Annotated in this window: 16 protein-coding genes; 1 reads left to right on the top strand and 15 read right to left on the bottom strand. The window is 68.1% G+C overall.

All coding sequences use genetic code 11. The features are described from left to right. Positions 1-3: 3 nt before the first annotated feature. The 15 genes from DD542_RS05300 to flhD all read right to left on the bottom strand — a co-directional run bounded on the left by DD542_RS05300 (position 4) and on the right by flhD (position 17133). A complete protein-coding gene (locus tag DD542_RS05300; RefSeq protein ID WP_127804308.1) occupies positions 4-861 on the bottom strand; it encodes an FkbM family methyltransferase in 858 nt (285 codons plus the stop codon). Continuing rightward, entirely contained in the window at positions 855-1550 is a 696-nt protein-coding gene (locus DD542_RS05295; protein WP_127804306.1) for a hypothetical protein, read from the bottom strand. Before DD542_RS05295 ends, DD542_RS05300 begins: the two co-directional genes overlap by 7 nt. A gap of 36 nt (positions 1551-1586) precedes the next feature. Beyond that, on the bottom strand, positions 1587-4211 hold the full coding sequence (locus DD542_RS05290; protein WP_127804304.1) for a class I SAM-dependent methyltransferase: 2625 nt from the start codon (positions 4209-4211) through the stop codon (positions 1587-1589). Positions 4212-4248: 37 nt separating this feature from the next. Then, positions 4249-6699 carry an HAD family hydrolase gene (locus DD542_RS05285; protein WP_127804302.1) on the bottom strand — a complete coding sequence of 817 codons (2451 nt, stop codon included), beginning with the start codon at positions 6697-6699 and terminating at the stop codon, positions 4249-4251. Between the two features lie 3 nt (positions 6700-6702). Further along, on the bottom strand, positions 6703-7419 hold the full coding sequence (locus DD542_RS05280; RefSeq protein WP_079366706.1) for an RNA polymerase sigma factor FliA: 717 nt from the start codon (positions 7417-7419) through the stop codon (positions 6703-6705). Between the two features lie 5 nt (positions 7420-7424). Then, on the bottom strand, positions 7425-8231 hold the full coding sequence (locus DD542_RS05275) for a hypothetical protein (protein WP_127804300.1): 807 nt from the start codon (positions 8229-8231) through the stop codon (positions 7425-7427). After that, positions 8224-9738 carry a flagellar biosynthesis protein FlhF gene (gene flhF, locus DD542_RS05270; RefSeq protein ID WP_066154832.1) on the bottom strand — a complete coding sequence of 505 codons (1515 nt, stop codon included), beginning with the start codon at positions 9736-9738 and terminating at the stop codon, positions 8224-8226. Before flhF ends, DD542_RS05275 begins: the two co-directional genes overlap by 8 nt. Continuing rightward, positions 9735-11819, bottom strand: coding sequence for a flagellar biosynthesis protein FlhA (gene flhA, locus DD542_RS05265; protein ID WP_066154835.1), 2085 nt, complete (start codon positions 11817-11819; stop codon positions 9735-9737). The genes flhF and flhA overlap by 4 nt, the downstream gene beginning before the upstream one ends. Further along, complete coding sequence (locus DD542_RS05260) at positions 11816-12973, bottom strand: EscU/YscU/HrcU family type III secretion system export apparatus switch protein (protein WP_127804298.1); 1158 nt, start codon at positions 12971-12973, stop codon at positions 11816-11818. The genes flhA and DD542_RS05260 overlap by 4 nt, the downstream gene beginning before the upstream one ends. 110 nt (positions 12974-13083) lie before the next feature. Further along, positions 13084-13698 (bottom strand): protein phosphatase CheZ, encoded by a 615-nt coding sequence (locus DD542_RS05255; RefSeq protein ID WP_127804296.1) that lies wholly within the window; start codon positions 13696-13698, stop codon positions 13084-13086. A 17-nt stretch (positions 13699-13715) separates the two neighbouring features. Beyond that, the gene (gene cheY, locus DD542_RS05250) at positions 13716-14102 is read right to left on the bottom strand and encodes a chemotaxis response regulator CheY (RefSeq protein WP_066154845.1); all 387 of its coding nucleotides are present in this window, start codon (positions 14100-14102) and stop codon (positions 13716-13718) included. 31 nt (positions 14103-14133) lie between these two features. Then, positions 14134-15216, bottom strand: coding sequence for a flagellar motor protein MotB (gene motB / locus DD542_RS05245; protein WP_127804294.1), 1083 nt, complete (start codon positions 15214-15216; stop codon positions 14134-14136). Then, positions 15216-16076 carry a flagellar motor stator protein MotA gene (motA, locus tag DD542_RS05240; RefSeq protein ID WP_127804292.1) on the bottom strand — a complete coding sequence of 287 codons (861 nt, stop codon included), beginning with the start codon at positions 16074-16076 and terminating at the stop codon, positions 15216-15218. Before motA ends, motB begins: the two co-directional genes overlap by 1 nt. Before the next feature lie 152 nt (positions 16077-16228). After that, a complete protein-coding gene (flhC, locus tag DD542_RS05235; protein ID WP_066154851.1) occupies positions 16229-16768 on the bottom strand; it encodes a flagellar transcriptional regulator FlhC in 540 nt (179 codons plus the stop codon). Positions 16769-16791: 23 nt separating this feature from the next. Beyond that, positions 16792-17133 carry a flagellar transcriptional regulator FlhD gene (gene flhD / locus DD542_RS05230; RefSeq protein WP_066154856.1) on the bottom strand — a complete coding sequence of 114 codons (342 nt, stop codon included), beginning with the start codon at positions 17131-17133 and terminating at the stop codon, positions 16792-16794. Between the two features lie 498 nt (positions 17134-17631). Here flhD and DD542_RS05225 point away from each other — a divergent pair, with 498 nt between their 5' ends. Beyond that, positions 17632-18816: a flagellin gene (locus DD542_RS05225; RefSeq protein WP_127804290.1), complete on the top strand. Its 1185-nt coding sequence runs from the start codon at positions 17632-17634 to the stop codon at positions 18814-18816. Positions 18817-18915: the final 99 nt, after the last annotated feature.

Below are 18915 nucleotides of genomic sequence, written 5' to 3'. Positions count from 1 at the left end.
AGCTCAGGGCAGGCGCAGGAGCGTGGCCGTCACGTCCTTGTGGTCCATGCCGTATGCGCAGCCGTGCGCACGCAGCCAGTCCAGCGCCTCGGTCACCTCCGACTCCTGCAGGTTGTAGTACTCGAAATTGATGACCCTGGGTTGCAGCCGTCCGATGGGGAAGCTCTGCAAAATGACCCAGTCGTGCCCTTCGGTGTCGATCTGCAGCAGGTCGATCCCGGTGATCCGGTGCTCTGTCAGGACGCATTCAAAGGTGGTGCACTGCACCGTCTCGCGCACGGTGCGGGCCTCGACAACGGCACGCGTGGCCTCATCGATTTTCTTGCCCCCCAGCGCGTTGCGGTCGTTGTAGAACGACGAGATGCCCAGCGCCCAGTCGGGCAGCTGGCCGCCGTCCACCACCGACTGCGGGATGCGGTACATCTGCCGCGAACCTTCCTGGGTGTCGATGGCCGCCTGCACCAGGGTCAGACCTTCACACCCCTGGTAGTTGCGCCGCAGGTTCTCGAACATGTCGGGCAGTGGCTCGAACAGAACACCTTGCCAGCCCTGGGCCCGGATGCGCTTGTGCAGCGGATCGAACTTCACGCCGTCCATCGCGCCCACCTGCAGGAAAAACACCCGTTCCCCGGCCTGGCTGCGCAGCGCGTGCAGGTAGTCCATCAGTGCTCCCAGGTCGGTGTTGACGCCGGGCCAGACATCGACTGCGCGCCCGGTGGACGAGGTGCCGGGCTGCACCGCCACGTCGTAGCCGTGGCACCACGCACCGTCGCGGCGGCGATTGCGCACCAGTTCGTCCGGCACGACGGGCTTGGGCCGTTTGCTCACCACGGTGCGCGAGGCCTGGTAGTGGGTTACCACGGCGCGGCGCGATGAGCCTCGACCGCGGGGTTGTCGAAGATGTGGGTGTAGGGCTCGGGCAGCCAGCCGGTCACCAGGCGGCCATCGCGCACGCAGTCGGCCCAGGCCTGGTCCAGCAGCATCTGGTCCCAGATCAGCGGGCGCAGCCGCGACAACTCGATCCAGCGTTCCAACAGGTGCACCGAGCGTTCGTTGTACGCAAAGTAGACCGTGCCGCTGGCGCACTCCCAGCCGTCGTACTTGTGGATGGCGAAGTCAAAGGCCTCAGGCACCGCAGGCCGCGCGTTCAGCCGCGCATCGGCATCGACCCAGAGCACCGGCCGTTGCAGTTCCTGCAGGCACTGCAGAATGAAGCTGGGCTTGAGGCTGCAGTTGGCCTCCCAGGAGCCCGCGCTCTCAATGCCGACCACGCAGTACGGCACGCCGTCCAGGCGTTCGATGGATTCGACCAGCCCGCGCGCCTGCTCTTCGTAGGGAGTGTTCCGGGTGTAGAAGCTCACCACCACAGGGGTGTCGTGGCGCGCCAAGACCGGTGCCACGGAGGGCACGCCGACCCAGACGTGCTCGCCGTCCACGTCGATGTTGCACAGAGACTCGAAGCCCTGTCGCGGGTCGGCGCTGCTGCGGTCGAGCCCGGCCACCACACAGAGTTCCGTGTGGCGCTGCACCAGCGCACCGGATTCGGGCATCAGGTCCAGCGTCGCGGGCAGACCCAGACGCGCGAGTCAGTCCTGCACCACCTGCGCCGCCGTGTCGGACAGCGGCGTCTGCGGCACCCCGTGCTCCATGGGCGGCTCTTCGGCGGCCGGAGAGCGCCCCCAGAGCTGAAGGAACTGTTCGACCCGCGCCGGAAAGTCGCTGTCCACAGGACGCCGCAGCCGCGCCAGGTGCGCCGCCCACTCCGAAGCCCCGGCCGAGACCGCACCAGGCTCGATGTCGATTAGCAGCTGTTCGAAAAGAAAGGCCACGTTGGCGCGCAAGCGTTCGAAGCGAGCCGGCCAGGCGGGCGCATCCAGCAGCGCATCCAGGAAGGTATCGGCGCTCTCGAAGTCCCCCATGAAGGGCGGCACGCCATCATGGTGGAGCGCGCTGCGCGAGAGCAGGCCCAGGGGTTTGCCGAGGAACACGGCGTCGAACTGCAGGGTGGCCAGGGTGAACAGGCAGACGTCGGCAGCGTCCAGCAGGCTGCTGACGTTTTCGCGCACCGCCACCACGCGGGGATCGGCCGGCAGGACCAGGCAGCGGCCCGCAGCGGCATTGAACGGATGCTCCTGCACCAGCACCCGGTAGCCGCGCGCCAGGAGGGCCTGGCTGACCGCGTCAAACCGCTGCTGCAGCAGCGGTGCCGAGAGGTCGTGCAGTTCGCGCACCGTGGCCGTGGCCATGCTGTTCATGCCCGGTTCGCCGTGGGTGAACAGCACCGCCACCGGGGCATCGTCCGCGATGCCCAGTTGCGCACGCAGGGCCGCCCGCCCCAGGCGCTCGACCGCTGTGTACCGGCCCAGGCTGGTAGCCTGGCTGGCGCGCTGCGCCAGCGTCTGCAAAACCTCGGCCGACGGCTGGTAGCGCGCACGCGCACGGGCGCCGGACAGGCTGGTTTCCAGCTCACCCAACAGGTGGGCGCCCCCCAGATCGAACATCAGGGTGTTGCGCACCCAGCCGCGCTCGCCACACCAGTAGGGCAGTTCGGCGTCCAGCGCGCAGGTGCGCAGCACCCGTGTCAGGGGGTTGAGCGGCTGCCAGCCCAGCACCGCTGCGGGCCGCAGGGTCTGCAGCAGGTCGCGCATGAAGGCGTGGGCCAGGCGCAGGTTGTCCTGCGCCTCGTCGTGGTCGCAGCCGTACCAGCCCTCTGCGTCGTCGATGGCCTGTTCGCTCACCGCCACACCAGCCGACGGCACGGCCACGAAATGCCGCACGAAACCGGTCAGCTCGAACGGCATCTCGACCACGTGCAACGACGGGTCGCTAACGGGTGCAGTGCTCAGCAGCATGAGCACATGCCCCCGCTGAGCCAGTTCGGCCGACAGTGCCGACCAGAAGGCCTCGACGCGCGGGTCCACCCCGGCTGGCACGCAGTGCATGGCCAGCACCAGGCCACCGGCCAGGTGCTCGGGTCCGGCCGTGTGTGCCCAGGGTGGTTGCAGCTGCTCGTACGCTGGCGCAGCGTGGTCGATGCGGGCCCGGCGGGACGGCTTCGAGCCGGACATGACCCACCACTCGCTGTCAGGCGCCATCGCGGTGTCCACCGGCAGTTCGCGCAGCGTGCGCGGCAGCGGTGCCCAGCGGTTGCCGGTGGCGCGGCGCTTGCAGCCGCTGGCGATCTGCTGGTGCAGGCGCTCGCGCACGAAGTGGCGCGAGAACTGCTGGCGCAGCGAGTCCAGCGTGTAGACGTGCAGGTGGTGCGGGTTCGGGTCCTTGCCGGTTTCGTCGGACCAGTCGTTGGGCACGCTGGCGATGATCCGTCCCCCCGGGCGCAGCAGGCGCGAGAACTCGGCCAGCAGACCGGTGGGATTCTCGATGTGCTCCAGGGTCTCGAAGGAGATGACCAGGTCGAAGGACTCGTCGGGCAGCGCGGCGAGGTCGTCGGGCAGCCAGCCGTGGCGGAACGCCAGCCGATCATCGGCAGCACCGAAGTTCTGCTGCGCATAGGACACCGCGTATTCACTGCCGTCGACACCCAGCACACTGGCGCAGCGCGTGGCCTGCGCCAGCACGTAGCTGCCATAGCCCAGACCACAGGCGGCGTCGAGCACCTGGTCGCCGGGGCGCACCAGTTCGGCCGCCAGGTGGTAGCGGATGACGTGGCCGTCGGAGCGCTCACCCACTTCCCGCAGCATGTCCATGTGCAGGTCGCGCTCGCCCTTAAGGGAGGACAGCGGGTAGGCGCGCAGCGCCTCGGCGGGCAGCTTCTCCAGCGGCACGATCAGCGGCCCGCCATCGTGCTGCAGCGCCTCGTAGTCGAGCATGAGGTAGTAACCCGCGTGCTTGCGCAGGCCGGCGGCAAACGCAAGCTGCTCCAGGGCCCGGCGCAGGCTGGCGCCCGGACCCGGCAGGTCCAGCACCACCAGCACCAGGGCATTCGCCCCGGACGCCTGGAAGTCAGCCAGCACCTGGCCCCAGCGAGGGCCATCGAAACGCGCGGCGCGCACCACCACGACGCCGGTGGTCACCGAAGGGTCCAGTCCCCACCAGGCCTGCTCCCCCGGCTCCACCGCCCGCCAGCGGTCAGGCAGATCCACCAGTCCCACAGCGAAGCGGTCGGCAGGCTCGGCGATCACGGCGACCTGGCCACGCACGGCGCGGCGCAAACGGTTGATCAGGGCGTTGGCGGGCATGCGTTCCGTGTCCATCGGCGGCATCCGGGAAATGGTTGAAGGTGGGAGCGGCTCAGGCGACAGGCGCCGGCGTGGGCACAACCACCGGGACAGAAGGAGTCGGTGCGGCCGCCGTGGCGTGTGACACACGCTCGACCAGCGGACGGAACACCACGCGCACCATGGCGCGGCCGTGATCGGCGGGCGCGCAGGCCGGCAGGAACAACATGGCCGACTCGTCGCAGCGCATCAGGCCACCGTTCTGGAGGTGCACGCCGTCCAGCAGCACGTCGCGGCCGATTTCCAGCGGCTGCGCCTCGCTCGCATCGGCCAGGGCCACCTTGGACACCGATTCGATCTGCAGCCACTCGAAACACTGGCCCCAGAGCACGCTCATGTCGAACGAGGCGCTCATGGGCAGGTGCAGGCTGTAAAAGCCATCGTGCGTGGCCACGGCCTGGGCCGTGCCCGCCGAGTGGCCGGTGGCATTGGCCACCAGGGCCGGCATCTCGACACGGCGCAGGCTGGCGTCGCTGGGGCGCAGGCCATAGCCAAAACGCTGCAGCGACATCAGGGTGATGGACAGCGAGATGTCCATGTGCCGCAGCTCCATCGGGTAGCTGATGCGCATGCGGGTGAAGTCGCGGTTCGTGAGGGCAAAGCCCTCGCGCCGGAACTCGTCCAGGCCGGCCTGGAGGTCGGCGGTCGCCAGCACCAGGTCGGTGCCGAGGTTGAAATCGAACTCGAAGGTCGAGAGGCATGCGATCTCCTGCGCATCGGGCAGGTAGATCAGGCGCCCCAGTTCGGCGGCGACCTGCTGGCCCAGCGCCAGGCGGTCGGTCTCCGGGCGGCAGCGTTCGGGCAGGGCCGCGTGTTCGCGCACAAAGCGCAGGCAGGCCGCCTGCAGCCGCTCGACCACCACCGACTGCTGCGCTTTGGCACCCGCCGATCCGAACACCGGGTCGCCGGCGTCGGTGTAGTCCTCCGTCGAGGGCTCGGCCATGGTGCACATCATTTCGAACAGGCCGATGTAGGCTGTCAGCGCGAGCACCAGGCGCTCGTCGGCCCAGTCCGGCCCCACCAGGCCCTCGCGGTCGGTCTGCTCCGGCAGCGCACGGCTGGCAATGAGGTACAGGCCATGCAGGGTCACCCCGAGTTCGTCGCGGAACACCTGGCGCAGGCGGGTCTGCACCGTGCCGCTGTAGCCGAGGTCGACCAGCACCAGGGTCTCGCCGCGCTGCACGCCGGTGACCTGCTGCACGTGGGCGAACAGGCGCTGGCGGAACGCGGCCGAACGTTCGACGATGCGGGCCACCGTGGCCTCGCGCAACACCCGCCGCGAGAAAGCCTCCACCGGCCGGGCCTGGCGGCGGCAATCTTCCAGGATGGCCTGTGCCTCGTCGACCGGGAACAGCATCTGCTTGAGCAGCGCCGACATGCTCTTGTCGGAGAGGGACGCACCGAGCAACTGGGCCACATCCTCGCGCCCGCGCAGGCAGGCCGCGTTGGCGGTGAAGCGCGAGAGGCGCAGCTGCGGCCAGGGGTCGCCGCCGGTGAGGGCCTGCATGGCGCGCGCGGGAAGGTGACCGTCGCGCAGCAGGAAGGCGGCGCGCACCGGCGCACCGCGTTCGCTCGACAGGGACGACAGGCGGTCCTGCACGTAGCGCGCAAAGGCGTACATCACCGGACCCAGCGTGGCGTAGCCGATGCGGTCGCGAACGTCGGCGGCCAGGAACTCGTGTCGCGCGGCCAGCTGGGCGTGGTAGCTGCTGGGCATGCCGCAGCGGCCGTGGATCTCGGGCATCAGCTGCAAGGCCGCGGCCTCGCGCTGGCCGAGCATGTCCTTGACCACGTCGCTGTGCTGCTTCAGGTGCACGCCCACCATGCCCACGCGCTGCGGCGCCTCGGCGTCGGCGTGCACGTTGTCCCCGAGGTGCCAGACCTGCTGGGGCTTGAGCTTCTCGCGCTCAAGCACGACACGGAACATGCCGTTGACCTTGGAAGTCCCGGCCTCGCAGGAACAATGAACCTGGGCGATCAAGCGATGTTCTTCGCCCATCAGGGACGACAGCAGCTCGCGCAACTGGCTGCGGGAGTAATAGGTGTCGGACACCACAATCACGCGCAGGCCGCGGGCGTGCGCGGCGCGGATCAGGGACAGCGTGGGTTCGAAGATGAAGCCATGCTGCTTCTCGGCCTCCAGCTCCAGCGCGCACCAGGTCGCGCGAGCGCTGCTGTCCAGCGACGGCAGAAGCTCGCGGTAGATCTCGTCGATCGTCACTTCACTGGAATTCGACAACAGACGCTTGCGTCGACGGGCGGCGTCCTCGGCCTTGGCCCGCAGCGCGGCGGTAATGCCATGCGCCTTCCACTGGGGCGTCTCCTGCAGGGCAAAGAAGACGTCGGTGGGACGGGCCACCTTGCGCCAGACGATGGTGTCGAAGCAGTCCAGCGAGAGGACGCGCACGCCCCTGGGGATGCGATCCGGCAGAGTCGCCAGCTGGGCGGCGGTCACCTCGATCATGGCTCAGTGCTCGCGCAGCTTGGTGCGCAGGCGGGCGATGGACTGGCTGTGCAGCTGGCAGATGCGCGACTCGGTGACCCCCAGCACGGCCGCGATCTCCTTGAGGTTCATGTCGTGCTCGTAGTACATGGACATGATGTGCTGCTCGCGTTCGGGCAGGTTCTTGATCGCCTCCACCAGGGCCATGCGCATGCGCTGGTCCTGCAGCAGGCTCGACGGGTCGGCCTCGTCGTCGCCCATGTGGCGGTCCAGGAAGCCTTCTTCGTCGTCGTCGCGGCCGCTGATGTCTTCCAGGTAGACCAGCTGGGTGCCGCGCACCTTGGCCAGCATGTGCTGGTAGTCGGCCAGGCTCATGCCCAGCTCCGCGGCGATCTCGCTCTCCATCGGCGCGCGGTGCAGCTTCTGCTGCAGGCGGTGCACGGCGTGCTCGATGTCCTTCTGGCTCTTGCGCGAGCCGCGGCTCATCCAGTCGCCCTCGCGCAGCTCGTCGAGCATGGCGCCGCGGATGCGCTGGCTGGCAAAGGTCTCGAACTGCACGCCCTGCGAGGGCTCGAAGCGCGCGATGGCTTCGGTCAGACCGATCATGCCGACCTGGATCAGGTCGTCGACCTCCACGCTCGGCGGCAGCTTGGCGATCATGTGATGGGCCAGGCGGCGCACCAGCGGGCTGTACTTGCGCAACTGGTCGTCCCGGTTGAGGGTGCCTTTGGCGGTGTACATGTCGTTCAACTCCAGAGTGAGGGCATCGCGCCCACAGGGGACGGCCCGGTGGCGGCAAACCGGTTGTCGCGCAGACCGTGGAAGGTGTCCAGCCGCTGGGGCCGGGTCAGGGCGTGTTCCTGCGCGCAGGCGGCCCACACGGGCTCGCTCCAGCGCTCCAGGTCCAGGCCGAGGTGCCGGTCCGCGCAGTCGCAGACCGTGGCCAGCACGGTGTCCAGCGGCTGGCCGGGGTCGGGGTCGGCGCTGGCCATGGGCGCGAGCACCGGGCGGGCGCCGGCCATGTGCAGCAGCTTGACCGCGCCGTAAGCGTCGATGGCCGCCTGCGGGTGGGGCAGCACCGGCACCACCACGCGCGCCTGCAGCTCGCTGCACAGCGGCGAGAGCTCATGGGCGGGCGCGAAGAACAGCAGCAGGGTGCCGCTGGTGAAGGGGGCCAGCAGGCGCGAAAGCGCCACGGTGCCGCCAGCGGTCAGCGCGGTGCGCTGCAGCGCCCGCAGGCCCTGGGCGGCGGGCATCACCAGCCACTCATGGCCGTCGGCCGCATGGCCCAGCCCGGAGATCGCGGGGTCGTTCAGCGCGTGCAGCAGGCCCGGGTGGCTGCCGTCGCCGCTGCGGCGCTGGGCGGTTTCGGTGGCGGTGCCGTCCAGGATCACCGGCAGGCGGCCCTGTGCCTTGAGCTGCGCCGAGAGGTGGCACAGCAGTTCGTAGGCGAGGGCGGGCTGGGCCGGGCTGGCCACCGCCAGCAGGGCCGGGCCCTGGCGCAGCGTGTGGGCGCGCAGGCCGGCCGCCTGGTCGAGGCCGGCTTCAAACATGGCCAGCCCCCAGCTGGATGCCGCGCGAGGAGGCCTGGGAGAAGTAGAAGCCCATGTCGGTGGCGACCGGGTCGTAGGCCGATTTGCCCTCGGTGCCCATGGCCACCCGCACCAGGGTGGCGGCGTCGGGGTTCTGCCAGTCCTCGGGCACGCGCTGACCGTTGGCCACGCCGCGCAGCACCACCTGGTGGCGGACCAGGGCGTCGATGGCCGGGCCGAGCTTGACAGCCTCGTCGACCTTGGAGAGCACCACGCCGTGCAGACCGCTGGACTTGAACGAGGTCAGCACATCGTCCAGCGTGTCGCCGTGGGAGCCGGCGTTGAGCACCAGCACCTTCTTGACCGAGGGCATGTCCAGCACGTCCAGCATTTCCTGGATGCGCTGGTCGCGCTGGCCCAGGCCGGCGGTGTCGATGATGACCATGCGCTTGTTCGACAGCAGGTCCAGCAGGTCCTTGAGCGCGGCGCGGTCGTGCGCCAGGTGGGCGACGACGCCCAGCATGCGGCCGTAGGCGCGAAGTTGCTCGTAGCCCGAGACGCGGTAGGTGTCCAGGGTGATCAGGCCGACGCTGGCGGCGCCGTGCTGGCGCACGCACTGGGCGGCGAGCTTGGCGGCGGTGGTGGTCTTGCCGACGCCGGTGGCGCCGATCAGGGCGACCACGCCGCCCTCGTCGCACAGGCCGCTGCCCGGTGTGGCGGTGCGCAGGTTGCGAGTCAGGGTGTCCATCACCCAGCGCACGGCCTGGCTGGCACCGGTGTCGGCCGGCATGCGTTCGAGCACGGCGCGGGCGATCGCGGGCGAGTAGCCGGCGCGGATGAGCTTGAGCATCATCGTGGACTGGATCGGGTTCTGCTTGGACGAACCGAGCCAGGCCAGGGTGTTGAAGCGCTCCTCGATCATGTCCTTGAGCGCCGACAGCTCCACTGCCATGCGGCCTTCGCTGGCCGACGCGGCGCGCTGCTGCAGGTCCTCGCTGTCGGACCAGGCCGGGGCCGGTGCGGCGGGACGGGTGCGGATCGGGGCCGGCTCGGGCGTGGCCATCGGGGCCTGCGGCATGGCCAGGCGGACCGGCGCGGGGCGCTCGGCCGGGGCCTGCACGCGGGCGGCGGGGGCGCGGGGCGCGGCGCTCTCGCGGGCGGCCGGTGCGCTGTCCCCGGCACCCTCGCCGTCCATGGCGGCGCGGCGCTTGCGCAGCATGCGCTCGCGCACGTACTCCTGGAACGAGAGCGTGCTCATGGCCATCTGCTCGGTGTCTTCCTGCACCGAGTCGCGGAAGGCAGGCGGATCGGCGCGGCGGGTGCGGATGGCCGGCATGCGCTCCTCGGCGCGGCTGGCCAGCGAACCGGGCTGGGCCACGGGCGCCAGGCTTTCTTCGGCGGCGGCCATCACTTCAAACCCCCCGTCGGTGGCGCGGCTGGAGAGGATGACGGCGCTGTCGCCAAAGGCCTGGCGGGCCTTGGCCATGGCTTCGCGCGAGGTCGGGGCGGTGAATCGCTGGATGTTCATGCTGCAAGCTCCCCAAGAATCGGGCCGATACGGATAAGGTGGGTTTCAGGAATCTCGCTGTGGGCGAGCACCTGCAGGCGCGGCGCGGCGCGGCGCAGCAGGCGGGCCATCGCGGTGCGGATGGCGTCGGGCACCAGCAGGCAGGCGGGCACGCCCCGCTCTTCCTGCCGGTTGGCGATTTCGGCGGCGGACTTGCTCAGCGTCTCGGCCACACCGGGGTCCAGCGCGCCGGCGCCGTTGCCGGTCAGGGCCTGCATCAGCAGGCGCTCCAGGCCGGGTTCGATCGCGATGACCTCAAGTTCCTTGACCGAACCGCCGTAAATCTGCTGGACGATGGCCGGCGACAGCGCGGTGCGCACACGGCGGGCCAGCTCGACGGGGTCGGAGGTGCTGCCGGCGTGTTCGGCCAGGGATTCGATGATGGTGCGGATGTCGCGCACGTGCACCGACTCTTCCAGCAGCAGCTGCAGCACTTTCTGGAAGGTGGCGACGGGAACCATTTTTGGCACGACCTCTTCGATCAGTTTCGGGGCCAGGCGGGTCACGTGTTCGACCAGGTCCTGGGTCTCCGTCCGGCTCAGCAACTTGGCGGCCTGGACTTGCATCAAGTGTGAAAGATGGGTCGCCAGCACGGTCTCGGAATCAACCACCGTAAAACCGGCCATTTGCGCGTTCTCTTTCTGCTTCTCGTCGATCCAATGCGCGGGCAGGCCAAAAGCGGGGTCCTTGGTGGGGGTGCCGATCAGCGGCGTGCCCACGCCACCCGGGTCGATGGCCAGGAACATGCCGGGGAAGACCTCGCCCTCGCCCACCACCACGCCGCGCAGGGTGATGCGGTAGCCGCTGGGGCGCAGTTCGAGGTTGTCGCGCACGTGCACGGCCGGCGGCAGGAAGCCCACCTCCTGCGCGAACTTCTTGCGCACGCCCTTGATGCGGGTGAGCAGGTCGCCCTGGCGGTTCTTGTCGACCATGGCGATCAGGCGGTAGCCCAGCTCCAGGCCCAGCAGGTCGACCGGCTGCAGGTCGTCCCAGGTGGCTTCGCCGTCGCTGGGCGGTGCGGCCGGCTGCTCGGTGGGCTTGGGCCGGCGCTCTTCCTGCAGCCGCCACCAGGCCAGGCCGCCGATGGCCGCGGCGAAGGCCAGGAACACGAGGTGCGGCATGCCGGGAACGACGCCCAGCAGGAACAGCACGCCCGCGGTGATGCCCAGCACGCGCGAGGACATGAACATCTGCTCGACCATCTGCACGCCCAGGTCCTGTTCCTTGCCCACGCGCGAGACCACCATGGCGGCGGCCACCGAGATCAGCAGGCCAGGAATTTGCGCCACCAGCGCATCGCCGACGGCCAGCAGGATGTAGCTGTCGGCCGCCTCGCCGGCCGACAGGCCGTGCTGGACCATGCCGATGATCAGGCCGCCGATGATGTTGATGAACAGGATCAGGATGCCGGCGATGGCGTCGCCGCGCACGAACTTGGAGGCACCGTCCATGGAACCGAAGAACTCGGCCTCCTCGCCCACCTCGGCGCGGCGGCGCTTGGCCTCCTGCTCGTTGATCAGGCCGGCGCCCAGGTCGGCGTCGATGGCCATCTGCTTGCCGGGCATGGCGTCCAGGGTGAAGCGGGCCGAGACCTCGGCGATGCGCTCCGAGCCCTTGGTGATCACCACGAAGTTGATCACCACCAGGATGGCGAACACGATGAAACCGACCGCGAAGTTGCCGCCGATCAGGAAGTGGCCGAAGGCTTCGATCACCGCGCCGGCGGCGCCGGGGCCGGTGTGGCCCTCCATCAGCACCACGCGGGTGGAAGCGACGTTCAGCGACAGGCGCAGCAGCGTGGTCAGCAGCAGCACGGTGGGGAAGACCGAGAAGTCCAGCGGCGCGCGCATGTAGGCCGCCACCATCATCACCACCAGCGCGATCGCGATGTTCAGCGTGAAGAAGGTGTCCAGCACCCAGGGGGCCAGGGGCAGCACCATCATGGCCAGCACCAGCACCACCAGCATCGGGGCGGCCAGGCCCTGGGCCAGCGCAGCGTGGCGACCGAACCACTGTTGCAGGAATTTCATTTGGGCGTTCATTCAGCGGCTCCCCGGGTCGGCGGTTGCTTCCAGTGCGGATCGAGTTCGGGTGGCACCTGCGGATCGGGCGCGGCGCCGGGCATGGCGCCACGCCCGGCGAGCGCGGCCTTGAGCTGGTAGACGTAGGCCAGCACCTGGGCCACCGCGGTGTAGAGGGCGGAAGGGATTTCCTGGTCGAGTTCGGCGTGGGCGTAGAGCGCGCGCGCCAGCATGGGCGACTGCAGCACCGGCACCTTGTGATCCTTGGCCACATCGCGGATGCGCAGGGCCAGCAGGTCGGCGCCCTTGGCGATCACGCGCGGCGCGCTCATGGTGGCGTCGTCGTACTGGATCGCCACCGCATAGTGGGTCGGGTTCATCACCACCAGGTCGGCCTTGGGCACGGCGCCGATGCTCATGCGGTGCGCCAGCTCGCGCTGGCGGCGGCGGCGCTGGCCCTTGACATGCGGATCGCCTTCGTTCTGCTTGTGTTCCTGCTTGACCTCTTCGCGCGACATGCGCAGCCGCTGGGCGTGCAGGAACTTCTGCATAGGAAAGTCGATGAGCGCGAACAGCGTCACCACCCCCAGCAGAATGCCCACGCCGGTGCGCATCCACTGCGCCAGCTGGCCCAGGCCGCCCTCCAGCGGCTGCAGCAGCAGGCTGGCGAAGCCTGCGATGTGCGAAGAGAGGAACTTCCAGCCGACGAAGCCGACGATGACGGTCATCACCGCCAGCTTGGCGGTCTCGAACAGCTGCTGCTTGGAGAACAGGCGCCCCAGCCCGGCGAGGGGGCTGAGCCGGGTCAGGTCCGGGGCCATGGTGTGGGTGGTCAGCGTCCAGCTGCCCGAGGCGAAGGCAGCGAACACCGCCAGCGCCAGGGTGGCCACGCCCAGCGGCAGGAACACCACCAGACCCAGGCCCAGGCTGTCGTGCAGGCGCTCGACCAGCAGCTGGGGCTGCAGCAGGGCACCGTGGTCAAAGCGCAGCTGCGAGGCCAGCGCCGCCTGCAGACGGGAAAAACCCATCGGCAGCAGCAGCATCAGCAGCACAGCGCCCCCGCCCAGCACCGCGAGGTTGGACAGCTCCTTCGAACGCGGCAGCTGGCCCTCCTCGCGCGCCTTTTTCAGGCGATGCGCGGTGGCCGGCAGGTTCTTGTCTTGGGAGGAGGACATCGGTCTGACTCAGGAAAACTTGAGTCAGATTGTGGAAGTCGGCCCCCGAAATGAATGCGTGAAAAGGCGGTGAAGCACCGCCCTATTCCCCCAGCGCGAAAACTGAAAACTCAGAATCCGAGGGAAGCGAGCAGATCGTCGACGTCCTTCTGGTCGGCCACCACGTCGGTGCGGCCTTCGGGGTCGACCACCGGCCCCTGCAGGGCGCTCATGTCGTAGGCCTTGTCCTGGCCCGGGGCGCCAGCGGGCGCCGACTGCAGCAGCAGGGCCAGCAGCTGTTCCTCGATGGTGGCGGCCAGCTGCACCACCCGGTTGATCACCTGGCCGGTGAGGTCGTGGAAGTCCTGCGCCATCATGATCTCGGTCAGGCGCGCGTCGCTCTTCTCGCTGAGCTCGACCACGTCCCTGGACCAGCTCAGCAGCTCGGGCATGGCCCGGGCCAGACCCGGCACCGCGGAAATGGTGGAGGTCAGCTGGCGCCCGCGTTCGGCGATGGCCTCCTGCTCGGACTTGGCGCCGTCCACGTGGTTGAGCACCTTCTCGGCCGCCTCGCCGGTGAGGCGGGCGATGTAGGAGAGCCGGCTCTGGGCGTCGGGCAGCTGGTCGACCGTGCCCTTGAGCTTGTCGGCATACCCCAGTTCCTTCAGGGCGTCGTGCAGCTGGCGCGTGATGGAGCCCAGTTGCTGGAACATTTCCGGATTGCCCGGGCTGTTGCTGGTGGACATGGGAACTCCCGCTGGGCTCAGAGGCCGAGTTTCTTGAAGATGTTGGCGAGCTTGTCTTCCAGCGTGGCCTTGGTGAACGGCTTGACGATGTAGCCCGCCGCACCGCCCTGTGCGGCCATCACGATGTCTTCCTTGCGCGCCTCGGCCGTCACCATCAGGACCGGCAGGTGCTTGAGCGCCTCGTCCTTCTTGATCTCGGCCAGCAGCTGGAAGCCGTTCATGTTGGGCATGTTGATGTCGCTGACGACAAAGTTGAAGGACCCGTTCCTCAGCTTGTTGAGCGCGATCACCCCGTCTTCCGCCTCGTCGGCGTCGGCGTGACCGATCTCCTTGAGCAGGTTGCGCACGATGCGGCGCATGGTGGAGAAGTCGTCAACGATCAGGAATTTCATCGGGGTGGACATGGTGGGGTCTCCTGTCAGGAAACAGTGGCGGTTAGCGGGGCTTGACTGGCCCAGCCTCTTCCCGGGGTTTCGGCACTTCTGCCAGTTTCTGAAGATCGGGCAGCCCCAGCGGCAGTTGGCGCACCGGCGCGACGAGCGGTTCGGCCTGGGGAACGGCCGTTTCTGCACCGGCCGGTGGCGCCGGCACGGCCCCTGCGGCAGGCCCGGCGGGCGCCTCGGTGACGGGCGGGCGCAGCGCGGTGCCGTCGCCGATGGGCGCCATGCGCTCCTCGGCCTCGCGGGTCATGACCAGGATGCTGATGCGCCGGTTCATCGGCGCATCGGGCTGGTTGACGTCCAGCAGCCGGCTGGAGGCCAGGCCCTCGACACGGGCGAGCTTGTTGTCGGGCAGGCCGCCGGCCACCAGCTCGCGGCGCGAGGCGTTGGCGCGGTCGGCCGACAGTTCCCAGTTGCTGTAGCCGCGGTCGCCGCTGCCGTAGGGCGTGGCGTCGGTGTGGCCCGAGAGGGCGAGCCGGTTGTCGATGTCGCCGATGGCCCCGCCGATCTCGCGCAGGATCTGGCGCATATAGGGTTTGACCATGGCGCTGCCGACGTCGAACATGGGGCGGTTCTGGTCGTCGACGATCTGGATCTGCAGCCCGTCGGCGGTCTTCTCCATGCGGATCTGCGACTTGAACTCGGACAGCGCCGGGTTGCTCTCGACCAGCTCGTTGAGCTTGGTCTGCAGGGCGTCGAGGCGCAGGGCGTCCCTGCGGGCGAGCTCGGCCCGCGCCATCTGCGCGCCCATGAGCTTGGCCGCGCGTTCGGCATCGCCGGTGTCGACCTGGCCTTGCCGGCGCGAGAGGTCCTGGCCGCCGCCGGGCAGCACGGAATCGCTGTTGCCGGTGCCGCTGCCGCCCAACAGCGTGACCTTGACGGGGTTGGAGAAATAGTCGGCGATGCCCTTGAGGTCGCCGGACGAGGTGGACCCCAGCAGCCACATGAGCAGGAAGAAGGCCATCATGGCCGTCACGAAGTCGGCGTAGGCGATCTTCCACGCCCCACCATGGGCCGCATGACCGCCCTTCTTGACGCGCTTGACGATGATGGGCTGAAGCTTCTTGCCGTCGGCCATCACTTCTTCCCTTTGACGTGGTTCTCGAGCTCAGAGAACGAAGGGCGCACATCGGAGAACAGCACCTTGCGGCCGAACTCGATCGCCGTCGAGGGCGCATAGCCCTGCATCGAGGCCAGCAGCGTGGTCTTGACGCAGGCGAATTCCTTGGAGGCCTCTTCGGTCTTCTGCTCCAGCAGGCCGCCCAGCGGTTCGAACACACCGTAGGCCAGCAGGATGCCCAGGAAGGTGCCGACCAGGGCCGAGCCGATCATGCCGCCCAGCACCGCCGGCGGCTGGCCCACCGAACCCATGGTGTTCACCACACCCAGCACCGCGGCCACGATGCCGAAGGCCGGCAGCGCACCGGCCAGGCGGGCGATGGCCGCCACCGGGGCGTGCGCCTCCTGGTGGTGGGTCTCGATCTCGGCGTCCATCAGCGACTCGATCTCGTGGGCGTTCAGGTTGCCCGAGACCATCATGCGCAGGTAGTCGGTGATGAACTCGACCAGGTGGTGGTCGGCCGAGATCACGGGGTACTTCTTGAACAGCGGCGACTGCTCGGGGTTGTCCACGTCCTGCTCGATGGCCATCAGGCCTTCCTTGCGCGCCTTCTGCAGGATGTCGAACTGCAGCGCCAGCAGCTCCATGTAGCGCGCCTTGGTGAAACGGCTGCCCTTGAAGCACTGGCCGAAGCCCTTGAGCGTGGCCTTGACCACCTTCATCTGGTTGTTGATGAGGAAGGCGCCGATGGCGGCGCCGAAGATGGTGATCAGCTCGAACGGCAGCGCCGTGAGCACGACGCCGATGTTGCCCCCGTGCATGATGAACACGCCGAAGATGCAGACCATCGAGATCACGAAGCCGATGATGACGAACATGGACCGAACCCTGAGTTGAAGCGGAACCTGGAGCAGACGGCCCCAACGACTGTCTTTCCTATCGGTCCAACTCTAGGGGCGATTGAGGTCCGCCAGAAACGCAAAAAGGACCCGCAGACGGGTCCTTTTCAGGGTTTGAACGGAGAGCCCGTTCAGTGCAGGCGCAAGCCGCCCGAGGCGCTGCCCTTGCCGGCGCGGGCCGGCGGCTCGCACAGTCCGCAGACAAAGCTCTTGGCGTTCTCGTAGGGTTCGGTCACGAAGTGGCCGCCGCAGCAGGAGCACTTGGTCAGGGTCAGCATGCCGCTGTCGACGAACTTCACCAGACGCCAGGCGCGGGTGACGGACAGCAGGGGCTCGATGGCGCTGGCCTGCATCTGTTCGCTGTAGAGGCGGAAGGCCTTGATCACGGTGTCGATCTCCTCCAGCTCGCTGGTCTTGGAGAGGTACTCGTGGATGTTCAGGAACAGCGAGGCGTGGATGTTGGGCTGCCAGGTCAGGAACCAGTCGGTCGAGAAGGGCAGCTGGCCCTTGGACGGGCTCTTGCCGGCCACTTCCTTGTACAGGCGCAGCAGGCGCTCGTACGACAGGCTGGTTTCGTACTCCAGCACCTGCAGGCGGGCACCGAGCTGGATCAGGGCCACGGCACGGGCGATGTCGCGCGACTCGTTGAGGATGCTTTTTGCGGTGGCCATGGTGCGTGCTCCGTCCGGTGGGATCAGTGGGCCGACGTGGCCATCGACTCGGCGAACTTGCCGGCCATCAGGATCGAGGCGTGCAGCTGGGTCGTGGTGGCGTTGTCGACCTTCTTCACGTTGTGGCTGGTCAGCAGGTTCCACACCAGGTCATCGTCCACGCGGAAGCGGCACAGCAGCATGTTGGTGGAGGCGATCTTGAGCAGCTGGGCGGTCGAGAGCATGCCCAGCAGGTCGGCGGCCTCTTCGGTCAGACCCAGGCGGAACAGCGCTTCGGCGCGGTCCTTGCGGATCAGGTTCTGGGCCAGCATCAGGTAGGTCAGATTGGCTTCGCGGATTTCGGCCAAGAGTTGTTCGCTGTCCATGTGTTTCTCCTAGAGATCGGTCGGCGGTGCTGGCGGGCTGCTACATCTGCTGACTTGATGTGAGTAATTGTGTCTGCCGGTAAAAAAACTTGAATCAGGAAACCGCTGTTCGCACTGTCGGCGCACACCCGACACCGTGTCGGATTTTTTCCTACAACCCAAGTACTCATTTTGGTGTCGGGCGAGCACCCGCCTGCGCACACCCCTGCGGCCGGGGCAGCGGCACTAAGGCCGGAACAGGGACGTGCATCCCTTGCTTATTTCACCGATCCGGTATAGGGCAGGGCTAAAGAATATGTCAGGGCCACCGAAAAGCATCTCAACGAACTTCTAAAAAGGTTCGTCGTCCGGCAAGCAGAAGCGGCGAGACGGTCAGAGGTCCCAGGACCCAACCGGCACGTGCAGCAGCCAGCTCCGGTCATGGCGGCCAGCCTTCTGGCTGGCGTTGAGATTGGCAGCAATGCCGGATTACTTTGTTCAATTTTTTAGGAGTTAGTTATGACCACCATCAACACCAACATTCAGTCGATGAATGCCCAGCGCAACCTGAGCACCTCGGCCAACTCGCTGTCCACCTCCATGCAGCGCCTGTCTTCCGGCCTCCGCGTCAACAGCGCCAAGGACGATGCCGCCGGCCTCGCCATTTCGGAGCGCATGAATGCCCAGGTCAAGGGCCTGAACGTGGCCGCCCGCAACGCCAACGACGGCATCTCCCTGGCCCAGACCGCTGAGGGCTCACTGGGCAAAGTCGGCGACATGCTGCAACGCATGCGCGAACTGGCCGTGCAGTCGGCCAACGCCACCAACAGCGACTCCGACCGCACGGCGCTGCAATCTGAAGTGTCCCAGCTGAAAGAAGAAATTCAGCGCGTCGCCGACACGACCAGCTTCAACGGCAAGAAGCTGCTCAACGGCAGCTTCACCAACCAGACTTTCCAGGTCGGTGCCAATGCCGGCGAAACCATCAACGTGAGTGCCATCGCCAACGCGAACCTCACCGCGCTGGGCGATGCGGCCACCGGGGCGACTTCAGCCACGGGCGCAGCGGCCGCCGCGACGGCCTTCGCGAGCCCCGTCACGGCGGGCTCGATCACCATCACCGGCAAGAGCGGTGTTGCGGTCGATATCGGCACGATTGCCGCTTCGGGCAGCGCGTCCAACCGCATCGACCAGGTGGTCAGCGCCATCAACGCCAAGTCCAACGAAACGGGTGTCAACGCCGCTTACAACAGCACCACCGATGCCATCGAGTTCACCTCCACCGAACAGGGCACCTGGGACGGTACTTTCACAATCGGCGGCACCGACGACGGCACGCTGACCGGCATCGACGGCGCCACCGGCCTTACCTCCGTGGCGGGCAACACGGGAGCACTGAACACGCTGGACATTTCGTCCACAGCGGGTGCCGCGGCAGCGCTGACGCAAATCGACAGCGCGCTGAACACGATCAACAGCTCGCGTGCCGACCTGGGCGCGCTGCAGAGCCGCTTCGAAAACGCGGTGTCCAACATCCAGATCCAGGGCGAGAACATCTCTGCCGCTCGCGGTCGCATCGTGGACGCCGATTTCGCCAAGGAAACGGCGAACCTGTCGCGCGCCCAGATCCTGCAACAGGCTGGCACCGCCATGGTGGCCCAGGCCAACCAGCTGCCCCAGGGCGTTCTGTCCCTGCTGCGCTGAACACGCAGCTTCCGCAAACGCCCCGCTGCCCAGCGGGGCGCCCCGGGCGGCGGTGGCGGATTTCTGCCCCGCCGCTTCGGGCCTTGCGGGATGCACAGA

Source organism: Hydrogenophaga sp. NH-16 (assembly GCF_004006415.1).
GTDB lineage: Bacteria > Pseudomonadota > Gammaproteobacteria > Burkholderiales > Burkholderiaceae_C > Hydrogenophaga > Hydrogenophaga pseudoflava.
The sequence above is the reverse complement of the archived record's forward strand: the minus strand, read 5'-3'. Positions and strand labels throughout refer to the sequence as shown.